Genomic DNA, 12,375 nt, shown 5'->3' with positions numbered 1-12,375 from the left:
TGAAAAGTATGATTCGAGTATTGATTGTTGATGACTCTCCTTTAATTCGGGCTTTAATGACACAAGTTCTTGATCAGGCCAACGATATTGAAGTGGTTGGCGCTGCAGAAGATCCGTTTCATGCAAGAGAATTAATTAAGTCTTTAAATCCGGATGTGCTCACTCTGGATGTTGAAATGCCAAAAATGGATGGCATTAGCTTTTTAAAAAACCTGATGCGTTTGAGGCCTATGCCGGTTGTGATGGTGTCTACTTTAACTCAAGAAGGTGCACCAACAACATTAGAGGCATTAGAGTTAGGTGCAATTGATTTTGTCGCTAAGCCAACTAAAAATGTGGCAGCAGAGCTTAATGCCTATGCTGAAATCCTTCACGATAAAATCCGTGCAGCAGCTAAAGCCAAAGTGAGGATTTACTCACAAACTCCATCTTCGACCCATGCGAATAAAGTCAGTTCGCCAGAAAGTTTAGAGTTTAAAGCAAATCATTTGGTTGCTATTGGTGCATCAACCGGGGGGACAGAAGCAATAAAAGAGGTATTAATTCGCTTACCAGCACATTTTGTACCTGTTGTTATTACGCAGCATATTCCTCCGGTGTTTAGTAAGTCATTTGCAGAAAGGATGGATAGAGTCGCAAAAATGACGGTAAAAGAAGCGGAAGATGGTGATGTGCTAAAAGCTGGTTTTGTTTATATTGCACCAGGTGATTTTCACTTGAGATTACAACCGCAAGGCTCAAAACTGGTTTGTCGGTTAGACAAAGGTGCGCCGATTAATCGACATCGGCCGGCTGTGGATGCGTTATTTGATTCTTTAGTTAATATTGCCCCTAAAAAAACAACTGCCATCATTTTAACTGGCATGGGAGCTGATGGAGCAAAGGGGTTGCTTCACTTAAAAGAAGCTGGCGCAACTACGTTTGCTCAAGATGAAAAAACATCGGTAGTATGGGGAATGCCCCGTGCTGCTGTTGAGCTTGGGGCTGCAGAAAAAACAGTGCCTTTAGAGCAGGTGGCCGATATTTTGATGCGTTCCATGATTAAACGTTAATTATTTTGTTCAGCAACCACGACCCATGGTTGTGAGAACCAATAATAACGCCCGTTTTTTCGCTTAGATGGGGCTGTGCAATTATAGCGTGTACGGCCTTTTCTGAGAGGTTTTAACGCTCTCACAGTGACGCTTTTATTATCTTCACTCCATATAAGATCAGCGCTATTCCCTCCAGATATAAAACACTGAAATTGATTTGGTGTAAAATCAAGCTCTGAAAAGTGCAGCGTTATGCTGGGCTTCAGTTCACTTGTCACCGAGTCGACCATAATTTTTTTACTTAAAGGAAAGGCCAGAGAATCTAACTTAGTCGTTAATGTACTGATATCGCTATAGTTCCCTGAAGCTGGATATCTAGGTAAGCGTGTAAAATCGTTAGTATGTGTAATCGCCCCTGAGTGTTGGCCAAATCCAATGAAGCCGATTTCTTCGACCAATTTTTGCAATTCTAAATTGAACTCACCATAAGGGTAGGCAAGATATTTAAAATTGTGCCCTGTTTCATCTGCGATTCGCTGTTCGGATGTAAGAATATCAGCTCGGATCCGTGCTAACCAATCAGCGTTAGACTCGCCAGGATGTTTATGATGCAAGTAATCATGAGACATACTGTGGTTGGCAATAGTGGCCCCCTTGTTAACTAAAACTCTTAATTGTTCCCAAGATATGATCTGCTGAACATTCTCATCTATCAGTTTGGGGTTTACAAAAATAGTATAAGGGAATTGATATTTTTCGAGTAAGGGAGCTGCTTGTTCATAGTTATTTTTAAAACCGTCGTCAAACGTAATTGCGACGGTTTTATCGCTGAGCTTCTTCTTTTCTTGTAGTGCTGCGATTAATTCGGGCAATGAGATGACGTCAAATTGATTGTTTTTAAGGTATAACAAGTGCTGCTCAAAATCAGATGCGCTAATACTCGTCACTTTTGGTAAAGTGTCGCTGACATGATGATATTGTAGAATAACAGCAGCAGTAGCATTGAGTGGTAATAGCAAAAGGGTCGCAATAATTGCATGGTAAAACTGTTTAAAACTGATTGGCAGCATCATAAAAGCCTGTTGTTTCTTGCTTGGCCAATGATCTTATCAAATATTAGTGTGCCACTGTTAGGATTAGTCGATACTGCGGTCATTGGGCATCTTGATAATAGTGCGTTTTTGGCAGGTGTGGCGCTGGGCTCGATGTTAATCAGTATTGCATTTTGGTTGGCTGGATTTTTGCGTATGAGCACGACTGGGCTGATTGCTCAGGCTTATGGTGCTAATGATGTAAAGCGTCAAATGCAAATCCTTAAACAAGGTTTGGTGATTGCTGTCGTATTGGGAATATTATTAATTTTATTGTTGCCCATGTTTCGGCTGCTTATTACTGAATTTTTTAAAGCCAGCCCAGATGCCATTGAGTATGCGCAAAGTTATGTAGCTATTAGGTTGTTTAGTGCGCCAGCCGCCTTGATGAATTTAGTGTTATTAGGTTGGATGCTCGGCATGCAATTTAGCAAAGGCCCTTTTTATTTGGTTTTAGTTACCAATATCACCAATATTATTTTAGATATTATCTTCGTAGTGGTATTCCAATGGCAAGTTGAGGGAGCTGCATTGGCATCTGCGATATCTGATTATCTGAGCTTATTCTTTGCATTATATTTAGCTAATCATGTCGCAAAGCAGCATGGTTATAGTCTCAAACTATCGTTTGCTATGCCGCTTTCGAATGTTTCTGCGTTGCTAAGAGCAAATGGAAATATCTTTTTTAGATCTCTATGTTTGCAACTCTGTTTTGGATTTATGACCTATTACGGTGGGGTGATGGGAGATCATTACTTGGCTGCTAATGCGGTGTTGTTGAATTTTTTAATGTTAGTGAGTTTCGCATTGGATGGAATTGCATATGCGGCAGAGTCAAAAGTAGGGCATGCTTGTGGGCAGAAAAATGTCAGAGAGATTCATAGTTGGGTTTGGGTCAGTGCTTGTTGGGGCATGATATTTGCTGTGATATATAGTGTGTTTTTTTCCGTTTTTGGCGCAAGTTTAATTGCTCTTTTAACCGATATTCCAGAAGTTAGATCTACAGCAACGTTGTATTTACCTTGGCTTATTGTACTCCCCATATTTGCTTCGATGAGTTTCATTTTTGATGGTGTATTTGTCGGGTTAATGAAAACGAAAGCCATGAGAGATTCAATGGCGATTTCTGCACTGGTGGGATTTGCTGCGGTTTTTTATACTTTCAAAGAGCATGGTAATGATGCGTTATGGGCTGCGATGAGTAGTTTTATGCTTTTAAGAGGGATAACACTTATGGTTGTTTATGCTTGTTTGTATCGACAGGATCGTTTATTGAAATGACTTGAGAAAAACGATTTGCAAATAGCCCTATATACCCATAAATCGCAAAAAATAATGCAGGGGCTAATAGTATGAGACCTGCAAGTTGATATAGGGGTTCTTCAAAATAGCCATACATGATAAACCCAGCCGAAAACACAAATAAGCACAGGCCAATCAAAAAGCGTTTCAAGCTAAGCTTGGGTGTATTACCCAAGCGATAAATACAATACTTAAAACGCACAAGTGAGCCGCTGGTGATTAATAATATGAGTGCTCGCCGTGATCATGATCGGTGATATCTCTGACGCCTTTAATTTCATCGAATTTTGCGAGCATTTCTTTTTCAATGCCATCTTTAAGCGTAACGTCAATCATTGAGCAGCCATTACATCCACCGCCAAATTGAAGGATTGCAATGCCATCTTGTGTTATTTCAACTAGGCTTACCTGACCACCATGATTGGCTAACTGTGGGTTAACTTCAGTGTCGATCATGTGCTGTACACGTTCAGCTAATGATGCACCATCAGACAACTTTTTCGCCTTTGCATTTGGTGCCTTTAGCGTCAGTTGTGAACCCATTTTGTCGGTCACAAAATCGATTTCAGCTTCACTTAAAAAAGGTGCGCTTTCAGCATCGACAACCGCGTTAAAACCATTAAATTCTAAGTGAATATCGGTGTCTTCGACTGCATCTGCTGGGCAGTATGAGACGCCACATTCGGCCTTTGATGTGCCAGGGTTGACCACGAAGACGCGGATATTTGTACCTTCAGCCTGATCGGCAAGAAGTTTTGCAAAGTGATTTTGAGCTGTTTCAGAAATTGTAATCATAAGAGACGGTATAGTTGACTAAAATACTCAGGTATCATACTCCGCTCATCTTGTTCTCGCTAGTACTCACCGAAAAAAGTTGGTAATAAAAATAAGCAGTGTTAGTTTTTAATCACCTCTAAAATTTTTAAATGACCTCCCTATGCGTTTGTTTCAATTTATTATTATAACGATAGCTAGCTTAGTAAATTGCTTGCATGCTAAGCCAATTGATTATTATTTTCCTGCTGATGTTGAGTTTAATCCTGCGATTCCCACACCTGATAAAGTATTAGGATATGAAGTAGGGCAGTGGCATGTTCGTCACGATCAGTTGGTGCAATATTTACATGTGTTAGCCAAGGCTAGTGATCGGATTAACATTCAAACCATAGGGTACAGTCATGAACAGCGCCCGTTACTGTTATTAACGGTATCTTCAGAAAATAAAATGGCCAATATTGAGCAAATACAGTCGGCTCATGTTAATCGTCTCAATATGAAAAACCCTGATAACTCAGGGCCTGCAGTTGTTTGGATGGGCTACAGTGTTCATGGTAATGAATCGTCTGGCAGTAATGCAGCGCTGTTGGTTGCTTATTATTTAGCTGCAGCAACAGGGCCTAAAATTGAACAGTTGTTAGATAATACGGTTATTTTACTCGATCCCTCTCTAAACCCAGATGGCTTAGCTCGTTTTGCTCAATGGGCTAACATGCACAAAGGGTCGGCACTCAATCCCGATCCAAATCATAAAGAGCATAATGAAGCGTGGCCAAGTGCAAGAACAAATCATTATTGGTTTGATTTAAACCGTGATTGGTTGTTACTTCAACATCCAGAATCTAAAGCGAGAATTGCTCAGTTTCATCAATGGAAACCCAATATTCTTACGGATTTCCATGAAATGGGGCCGCATAGTACCTTCTTTTTTCAGCCTGGGATCCCAAGTCGAAAGCATCCACTTACACCTGTTGAGAATGTGACCCTGACAGAAAACATCGCCCAATTTCATGCCAAAGCTCTGGATGAGCAAAAGTCATTGTATTTTACACAGGAAAGCTTTGATGACTTTTATTATGGAAAGGGATCAACTTATCCAGATATTAACGGCAGTGTGGGTATTTTATTTGAGCAAGCGAGCAGCAGAGGTCATCAACAAGATACGATCAATGGTTTGTTAACATTTCCACAAACCATAAAAAACCAGCTAGTGACATCTTTATCAACGTTTGATGCTGCCATTGTCAATAAAACCTCGCTGTTAAACTATCAAACAAGCTTTTATGCTAGTGCGTTAATTGAGGCAGATAATGACTCTTTCAATGGGTACGTTGTTGATGGGTCAGAAGATAGAAGTCGCACGCATGCTTTTCTCTCTATTTTAAAACAACATCAAATTAATGCTTATCCATTAACAAAAGAGTTGAAAGTTGATGGGCAAGTTTATCAGGCTTATACCAGTTACTATGTTCCATTTGAACAATCTCAATATCGCTTGATTAAGGCGATTTTCAGTGAACAAAAAACCTTTGAAGATAATACCTTCTATGATGTTTCTGGTTGGACATTAGCGCATGCCTTTAATTTACCATTCAGTGCGATTGATACAAAACGAGGCTTAAAAACGGCTGAGGCAGCGTGGTATTTAAAATCATCTGCACCAATTGAGCTTTTACCTAATAAATATGCATATGCCTTTGAGTGGAATGACTTTTTAGCACCTAAATTACTCAATGCGCTATTAGCTAAAGATATTAAAGTACGCGCAGCTCTTAAGCCTATGATAGCAAAGATTTCGACTGGTAATAAGCAACTAAATGCCGGCGCAATTGTGATCCCGGCAGGACTGCAAACAGCAAAAAATTGGTTTGAAGATTTGCAGCGTTTAGCCTCCGAGTTAGCGATACCTGTGATTGGAATTGAGTCTGGCTTAACGTCGAGTGGGATTGACTTAGGTTCTAGGCAGCTTGTGCCTATTCAAAAGCCTAAAGTCCTACTCATTGGCGGTAAAGGAACCAGCCAATATGAAGTTGGTGAGGTTTGGTATTATTTAGACAAACATGTTGGATTGGCACCGACGATAGTCGATTTGAATGATTTAGGTCGTATTGATTTGTCGGATTATAGCCATGTCATTCTTGCTGACGGACGCTATACAGGTGTTACGGAACCAGTAAAAAATACCATTCGTCAGTGGGTGAAACAAGGCGGAGTTATCTGGGGTCACAAAGGAGGAGCAAAGTATTTAGCACAAAATAAGCTGCTGCAAGCAAGTTATATTTCAAGCAAAGATATGGCTGATAATTTTAGTCATGAAGGCTTAACATATGGCGATAAGGACTCCTTGGCAGGTCAGCAACGCATTGCGGGCGCGATCTTCAATACCCATATAGATTTATCGCATCCATTAAGTTTTTCATTGCAACGTGACACATTACCGATGTTTAAAAACAGCACTTTTTTACTTGAGCCCATGGATGTGCCCTTTGTAAACATTGCTACGTATCAATCGGCGCCCTTATTGGCTGGTTTTGCAGATGATAGAAATGTAACAAAAATAGCTGGTGGACTTGCCGTGGTGGCGCACAACTACGGGCAAGGGCGAGTGATCGCGATGACTGATAACCCTGTTTTTCGCGGTTACTGGTATGGTACGAGTCGACTATTAAGTAATGCACTGTTTTTTGGGCATGCATTTAGCGCAAAACCAGAGTAACTCATTATCTAAATGGAGTAATGCAGGTCGCCCACACGCTGACATGGATTGCTCCAGCTTGTTTTAAACAATCAGCTGCAGAATTTATTGTTGCCCCCGTTGTGATGACATCATCGATAATGGTGATTTTTTTCCCTTGAAGGTTAGTTTCGCATTTAAAAGCTGATTTAAGGTTCTGCTTACGCTGCTTTTTAGTTAAGGTTGTTTGTGCTTGAGTGGCTTTATTTCGGGTTAAAAGCGTGTGTGAAATAAGATGCTTAGGTAGCAGAGGTTGCCACACTTGAGCCACTTGATTAAAACCTCGGTTTTTAAATCTGCTGGGATGCAAAGGTAAAACAACAAAATAATCAGGCCATTCAAACCCTTCTTGTTGAGTATACTCAGGCAATTTTTTTCTAATTAATTGAATCAAAGCTATTTTATAGTGGATTTGATCATGAAATTTCAATCCTCTTATCCAGTTCTCGACCGGTGGTTGATACCATGATAGGGCAAATAACGCATCGAAAGAGAGATTGTCAAATAACCTCGAAATATCGGGCCTATGGAGTAAATTCCCCGACTCAGGCAATAAAATTATCTCGATATCATTCAAGCAATGTGTACAAAGTTGCTGACTTTTTTGTAATTCATCATGGCAAAGTAGACATCGCGTTGGAAATAACCAATCAAAAAATCCTTGATACATCGACCATTCCTTTGTGATTCACAGTCATTTAAAATGGTGTTCTAACTATTAGCAAAGGCTCTTATAAATGCAAAAAGAATGTGTATTACTTCATGGTTGGGGTATGAATCAGGGGGTGTGGCATCAATTGCTTCCTAAGTTGGCAACTTTGAAATCTGACTATGTGTTTAAAGCCCTTGATTTACCTGGCTTTGGACAAAATGATTTTTTGCCAGAACCTTATACATTAGAAAACGTAGCAAAGAGTATTGTTAAAGAAATAACCGATCAAACATGTATTATTGCTTGGTCGCTTGGTGGACTCGTTGCGCTTTATATTGCTAAACATTGGCCTGAAAAAGTGTCGAAAATAGTTATGGTGGCATCGTCTCCTTATTTTACGCAACAAGATAACTGGCCTGGGATTAAAGTAGAGGTTTTAGATAATTTCGTCGTGCAATTACAGCGAAATACACAGAAAACCATAGAGCGTTTCCTAGCGATTCAAGCGCTTGGAAGTGAGCATGCAAAAGAAGATATTAAGGCTTTGAAGTTGAGTATTAATGATCACCCAGATCCTAACCCTATTGCATTACAAGCAGGCCTAAATATATTACTCAATGATGACTTAAGGAATGAGTTCTCGACCTTGTCCGTTCCTGTTTATGGTATTTTTGGTCGGTTAGATTCGCTTGTTCCCAAAGAGGCAATTAAATGCATGCATGATTTAAATCCCCGCTTCGAAAGCCAAATATTGAATAAAGCGTCGCATGCACCTTTTATTTCTCATTCGGATGAATTTATTACTGCATTGAAAAGGTATGTGTAACATCAGCTTAGCTTTAAAGCGTGAGTTTATACTTAGCTTCAGTATTATAAACTTTATTTTGTCTGTTTTTTGAGCGATAATGTAAAGTACACCCCATAGGTCATTTGGAGAGTTATTATGAATGTTAACTCCGCTTTTAATGCTGGTGTTCAAGGCCTAAACAAGGCGAGTCAAGGTGTCGAAAAAGCGTCTCTTGATATAAGCAGGGCTACTACTGAGTCACAGCAAGCTGAATCGCAAACCTTAAAAGCTGCACCTCCAGAAGCTGCAACAGGTCAAGCCCCTGCGCGTGTAGATGAAGCTGTAGTTAATTTAAGGGTTGAGCAATTTAATGCGCAAGCAAATACTCGTACCATTCAAACTGCAGATGAAGTACTCGGAACACTTATTGACGTTAGAGTTTAATTTTGAACATTGTTACCAGTTACCCCACGATTAATCTTAATACGGCGAATGTTCAAACAGAAGTCGCTAAAAAAGATAATCAAAATAGAGAACTGATTCCTCAAGCGAAAGAGCTTACCGCTATTTCACCTGAGGCGCGTTTGGTTGCGGATACAGAAAAAGCTAAAACACCGGGCTTGTCTGTTGCGTCTAATCAAGAGTCTCTAACTCCTGATAAAAATGAATCAAAAACAATTAATGGTAAGCAAGAGCAAAGCTCAGATCAAGGTGAGCAAAGTTCAGAGCAAGATAAAGAAGAGCAACAACAGCAAGCAAAGCAGCAAGTCCAGCAAGAGCTAGAGCAAAAAGAATTAGAGCAGATTAAGCAGCTTAAATCTCGAGATTTAGAAGTAAGAGCACATGAACAGGCCCATGCAGCTGTAGGTGGCAGTTACGCTGGTTCACCCAGTTATGAGTATGAAAAAGGCCCAGATGGTAATCGGTATGCAGTTGCAGGTGAAGTGCCAATAGATGTTTCTGAAGTGCCTAACGATCCTCAAGCTACTATTGAAAAAATGCAACAAGTTCAAGCTGCTGCATTGGCACCAGCAGAGCCCTCTTCTCAAGATCGTAAAGTGGCAGCGTTGGCAGCTCAAACACTGAGTAAAGCAACTAGTGAGCTCCTTCAGGAGCAAAATAAGGCCGAAGAATCAGAGAAGTCAACTGAAGAAACTTCAGAATCTGATCCAGAAGCTTCTGCAAATATTAAAGACGATAGCCAAAGCAGTTCAGCATCTCAGGTGAACAATTCATCAGAGAGTGTGAGTTTTTCAGCTGTTTTGGCTCAAGAAAAGATTCAGAGAGATCCGGCTATTGAACAGCGTGCAGAGCGCATTGCTAATCATTATTTATCTGCGACTGCACCACAACAAGCTTCACAGTTTGCTCGTCAGATTTAAACTTTATTCAATTGGCAGTAAGGTTCGATAATCTGTAATTCCTAAAAATTCCATAGTCTGCACGTGTTGTTTATTGCTATCAGGGTTAGCGACTGCAAGTAAGTGGGCGACACCAAATTCTTTTGCTGCCCGTAATATGGTCAGGCTATCATCAACAAACAATGTTCTGCTGGGGTCAAACTCGATTCTTTGTTGTAGTTGTTTCCAAAGCTCTTGATGTTCTTTTGAGATACCAAATTCGTGAGTAGAAATGAGTAGATCGAGATACGTGTCTATTTGTGTACGTTCAATTTTTAAACTTAAGCTATTTGGGTGGGCATTGGTGAGCATGACTAAATTTTTTCCAGCATTTTTCAGTGCAGTAAGAAATTCAGGAACATCTGGGCGAATACTTATCAAGTGCTGTATCTCGGCTTTTAGCTCAACAATCGGTAAGTTAAGTTCTTTTTGCCAGTAATCTAGGCAGTACCATTCTATTTGCCCTTCTACTTTTTGATATCTCTCAAACAGCTCTGCTTTTGCTTGTGTAAAACTGATGCCTTTTTGTTCTGAAATTTTTTGTGGAATTAATTCTAACCAAAACTGGTTATCAAAATGAAGGTCTAATAATGTACCGTCCATATCTAATAGAACGGTGTCGATTTGCTGCCAATTTAACATAGGTTTTTAGCCATAAAACTATTATGATTAATATATTAGCAGCATGATATCAAAAGAAGTGTTATGGCACAGAAAAAGGATCACTCGTTGCCAGAAATACTGGCAACGTCAAGCGCAGCCCAAAGCCGTTTATTTACAATCGAGTCATTGGAATTAAGCTTTTCAAATGGAGAGCGTCGGCAATATGAGCGGATTAAAGGCTCAGGCCGTGGTGCAGTTATGATTGTTCCAATTACCTCCGATGGACAGCTAATTTTAGTGAGAGAGTATTGTGCTGGAACTCATGATTATCAATTAGGGTTTCCTAAAGGTTTAATCGACCCAGGTGAAACACCTATTGAAGCCGCAAATCGAGAGTTAATGGAAGAGGTTGGATTTGGTGCTGAGTTATTTCATCCCTTAAAGCAAGTGAGTATGGCGCCAAGCTATTTTAATGCCACTATGCACATTTTAATTGCTCAAGGGTTATATGAAGAAACAAGAGAAGGCGATGAACCTGAACCGTTAGAGGTTGTTTATTGGCCTATATCGAAATGGCCCTCTTTACTTGAACAAGCTGATTTTACAGAAGCGCGAAGTGTCGCTGCGTTGATGATGGCAACACACTATCTCGACAAACTAGGAGAATAAAATGAAGTCACTCCTTGAGCCTTGCATTGCCCTAGCAGAGCAAGCTGGTAAAGCCATTCTAGCTATTTATGATTTAGATGATATTGGCCAGCAAGAAAAGGTAGATCATACACCTGTAACTAAAGCTGATTTAGCAGCTAACGAAGTGCTGGTGGCTGGTCTGCAATCTTTGGCCCCTGATATCCCAATTATGTCAGAAGAAACGCCTATTCCTCCTTTGTCTCAGCGTCAAGCTTGGTCGCGCTACTGGTTATTAGATCCTATGGATGGAACGGGGGAGTTTATTTTAAAAAGTGGTGATTTTGCTGTAAATATTGCGTTGGTTGAAAATAATAAACCTGTGCTCGGCGTGATACATTGGCCAACTAAGGGAGTCACTTATTTTGCTGCAGAAGGATATGGTGCATTTAAGCGTAAAAATGGCCATGACAAAGCAATTTCGGTTGCAAAGCCAGATAGTTTAACTTTAGCTGTCAGTCGCAGGCAAAAAATAGAGGCTGTGAGCTGCTTTATTAAGACACAGTTTGATACTATTCCACTTGGTTCATGTTCATTGAAAGCGTGTATTGTCGCTGAAGGGAAGGCTGATTTTTTCATGCGGATTGGTCCTACAGGTGAGTGGGATACAGGTGCGTCTCAAGTTATTGTCGAACAAGCTGGTGGCTCAATTGTAGACGCAGAGTTCAATCCGCTTTCATACAATCAACGAGAAACAACAGAGAACCCAGATTTCATTGTTATGGGGCATCCTGAGTGGGATTGGTCTAATTTAATCAAGCCCCACCATCGCGGATAAAAATGTAATTTTTGGCGGCTTAGTTAAATTTAGCTTGCATAATCTTAGTTTTTCTATATTATGGCGCTCTCTCTCAGGAATGAAGTTATTAAAGCTCAGGTTTATCTAACTTAATTCTTAGTGAGAAACAATTTTAAGTCATTGATTCTAAATTGTTTACAGGCGCGGGATGGAGCAGCCTGGTAGCTCGTCGGGCTCATAACCCGAAGGTCGTCGGTTCAAATCCGGCTCCCGCAACCAATTTTTTGGTTACTGTATTCTGACGCTAAGACAGAATTAAAACATTTCTTACATACAGGCGCGGGATGGAGCAGCCTGGTAGCTCGTCGGGCTCATAACCCGAAGGTCGTCGGTTCAAATCCGGCTCCCGCAACCAATTTTTTGGTTACTGTATTCTGACGTTAAGGCAGAATTAAAATAACTCTTACACATTCAGGCGCGGGATGGAGCAGCCTGGTAGCTCGTCGGGCTCATAACCCGAAGGTCGTCGGTTCAAATCCGGCTCCCGCAACCAATTTTTTGGTTACTGT

Annotated in this window: 13 protein-coding genes and 3 tRNA genes; 11 read left to right on the top strand and 5 right to left on the bottom strand. The window is 40.5% G+C overall.

The genetic code is table 11. The features are described from left to right. Positions 1-8: 8 nt before the first annotated feature. Positions 9-1,052, top strand: a complete 1,044-nt coding sequence (locus PULV_RS15160) for a protein-glutamate methylesterase/protein-glutamine glutaminase (protein ID WP_193332171.1) — start codon at positions 9-11, stop codon at positions 1,050-1,052. Here the strand turns inward: PULV_RS15160 and PULV_RS15155 are convergent. Next, entirely contained in the window at positions 1,049-2,107 is a 1,059-nt protein-coding gene (locus PULV_RS15155) for a polysaccharide deacetylase family protein (protein ID WP_193332170.1), read from the bottom strand. The genes PULV_RS15160 and PULV_RS15155 overlap by 4 nt on opposite strands. 27 nt (positions 2,108-2,134) lie before the next feature. Between PULV_RS15155 and PULV_RS15150 the strand changes: the two genes are divergently transcribed. After that, on the top strand, positions 2,135-3,406 hold the full coding sequence (locus PULV_RS15150; protein WP_193332179.1) for an MATE family efflux transporter: 1,272 nt from the start codon (positions 2,135-2,137) through the stop codon (positions 3,404-3,406). Here PULV_RS15150 and PULV_RS21995 read toward each other — a convergent pair. Together PULV_RS21995 and nfuA are read right to left on the bottom strand one after the other, a co-directional pair. After that, positions 3,357-3,629, bottom strand: a complete 273-nt coding sequence (locus tag PULV_RS21995; RefSeq protein WP_405127495.1) for a hypothetical protein — start codon at positions 3,627-3,629, stop codon at positions 3,357-3,359. The genes PULV_RS15150 and PULV_RS21995 overlap by 50 nt on opposite strands. Positions 3,630-3,646: 17 nt before the next feature. Continuing rightward, positions 3,647-4,222, bottom strand: coding sequence for a Fe-S biogenesis protein NfuA (gene nfuA, locus PULV_RS15145; protein ID WP_086743124.1), 576 nt, complete (start codon positions 4,220-4,222; stop codon positions 3,647-3,649). Positions 4,223-4,364: 142 nt separating this feature from the next. On the opposite strand from nfuA, the gene PULV_RS15140 reads away from it, so the two are divergent. Continuing rightward, positions 4,365-6,920 (top strand): M14 metallopeptidase family protein, encoded by a 2,556-nt coding sequence (locus PULV_RS15140; protein WP_086743125.1) that lies wholly within the window; start codon positions 4,365-4,367, stop codon positions 6,918-6,920. Positions 6,921-6,924: 4 nt separating this feature from the next. Here PULV_RS15140 and PULV_RS15135 read toward each other — a convergent pair whose 3' ends face one another. Further along, positions 6,925-7,608 carry a ComF family protein gene (locus PULV_RS15135; RefSeq protein ID WP_193332169.1) on the bottom strand — a complete coding sequence of 228 codons (684 nt, stop codon included), beginning with the start codon at positions 7,606-7,608 and terminating at the stop codon, positions 6,925-6,927. A 67-nt stretch (positions 7,609-7,675) separates the two neighbouring features. On the opposite strand from PULV_RS15135, the gene bioH reads away from it, so the two are divergent. The 3 genes from bioH (at position 7,676) to PULV_RS15120 (ending at position 9,759) form a co-directional block, all read left to right on the top strand. Next, complete coding sequence (gene bioH / locus PULV_RS15130) at positions 7,676-8,416, top strand: pimeloyl-ACP methyl ester esterase BioH (RefSeq protein WP_193332168.1); 741 nt, start codon at positions 7,676-7,678, stop codon at positions 8,414-8,416. Positions 8,417-8,533: 117 nt separating this feature from the next. Beyond that, positions 8,534-8,821: a hypothetical protein gene (locus PULV_RS15125; protein ID WP_086743128.1), complete on the top strand. Its 288-nt coding sequence runs from the start codon at positions 8,534-8,536 to the stop codon at positions 8,819-8,821. A 2-nt stretch (positions 8,822-8,823) separates the two neighbouring features. Beyond that, positions 8,824-9,759, top strand: coding sequence for a putative metalloprotease CJM1_0395 family protein (locus PULV_RS15120; protein WP_086743129.1), 936 nt, complete (start codon positions 8,824-8,826; stop codon positions 9,757-9,759). Between the two features lie 3 nt (positions 9,760-9,762). Here the strand turns inward: PULV_RS15120 and yrfG are convergent, their stop codons facing one another. Beyond that, positions 9,763-10,419: a GMP/IMP nucleotidase gene (gene yrfG, locus PULV_RS15115; protein WP_086743130.1), complete on the bottom strand. Its 657-nt coding sequence runs from the start codon at positions 10,417-10,419 to the stop codon at positions 9,763-9,765. Between the two features lie 63 nt (positions 10,420-10,482). Between yrfG and nudE the strand changes: the two genes are divergently transcribed. The 5 genes from nudE (at position 10,483) to PULV_RS15090 (ending at position 12,359) form a co-directional block, all read left to right on the top strand. Then, positions 10,483-11,049 carry an ADP compounds hydrolase NudE gene (gene nudE, locus PULV_RS15110; protein ID WP_086743131.1) on the top strand — a complete coding sequence of 189 codons (567 nt, stop codon included), beginning with the start codon at positions 10,483-10,485 and terminating at the stop codon, positions 11,047-11,049. Between the two features lies 1 nt (position 11,050). Then, a complete protein-coding gene (cysQ, locus tag PULV_RS15105) occupies positions 11,051-11,845 on the top strand; it encodes a 3'(2'),5'-bisphosphate nucleotidase CysQ (protein WP_193332167.1) in 795 nt (264 codons plus the stop codon). A gap of 163 nt (positions 11,846-12,008) precedes the next feature. Continuing rightward, positions 12,009-12,085 (top strand) — tRNA-Met (locus PULV_RS15100). A 59-nt stretch (positions 12,086-12,144) separates the two neighbouring features. Next, positions 12,145-12,221: transfer RNA gene (locus tag PULV_RS15095), tRNA-Met, on the top strand. A gap of 61 nt (positions 12,222-12,282) precedes the next feature. Next, positions 12,283-12,359, top strand: a tRNA-Met gene (locus tag PULV_RS15090). The last annotated feature ends 16 nt before the right edge of the window (positions 12,360-12,375 follow it).

It is taken from the genome of Pseudoalteromonas ulvae UL12, from assembly GCF_014925405.1.
Lineage (GTDB): Bacteria > Pseudomonadota > Gammaproteobacteria > Enterobacterales > Alteromonadaceae > Pseudoalteromonas > Pseudoalteromonas ulvae.
Note: the sequence above shows the minus strand (reverse complement) of the source record. Positions and strands in the feature narration are given on the sequence as shown.

Bases quoted from the DNA above. Each gene is read 5' to 3' on its own strand.
- cysQ (WP_193332167.1), top strand. From the start codon at position 11,051: ATGAAGTCACTCCTTGAGCCTTGCATTGCCCTAGCAGAGCAAGCTGGT.
- PULV_RS15155 (WP_193332170.1), bottom strand. From the start codon at position 2,107: ATGATGCTGCCAATCAGTTTTAAACAGTTTTACCATGCAATTATTGCG.
- bioH (WP_193332168.1), top strand. From the start codon at position 7,676: ATGCAAAAAGAATGTGTATTACTTCATGGTTGGGGTATGAATCAGGGG.
- nfuA (WP_086743124.1), bottom strand. From the start codon at position 4,222: ATGATTACAATTTCTGAAACAGCTCAAAATCACTTTGCAAAACTTCTT.
- yrfG (WP_086743130.1), bottom strand. From the start codon at position 10,419: ATGTTAAATTGGCAGCAAATCGACACCGTTCTATTAGATATGGACGGT.
- nudE (WP_086743131.1), top strand. From the start codon at position 10,483: ATGGCACAGAAAAAGGATCACTCGTTGCCAGAAATACTGGCAACGTCA.
- PULV_RS15140 (WP_086743125.1), top strand. From the start codon at position 4,365: ATGCGTTTGTTTCAATTTATTATTATAACGATAGCTAGCTTAGTAAAT.
- PULV_RS15150 (WP_193332179.1), top strand. From the start codon at position 2,135: ATGATCTTATCAAATATTAGTGTGCCACTGTTAGGATTAGTCGATACT.
- PULV_RS15160 (WP_193332171.1), top strand. From the start codon at position 9: ATGATTCGAGTATTGATTGTTGATGACTCTCCTTTAATTCGGGCTTTA.
- PULV_RS15135 (WP_193332169.1), bottom strand. From the start codon at position 7,608: ATGTATCAAGGATTTTTTGATTGGTTATTTCCAACGCGATGTCTACTT.
- PULV_RS15125 (WP_086743128.1), top strand. From the start codon at position 8,534: ATGAATGTTAACTCCGCTTTTAATGCTGGTGTTCAAGGCCTAAACAAG.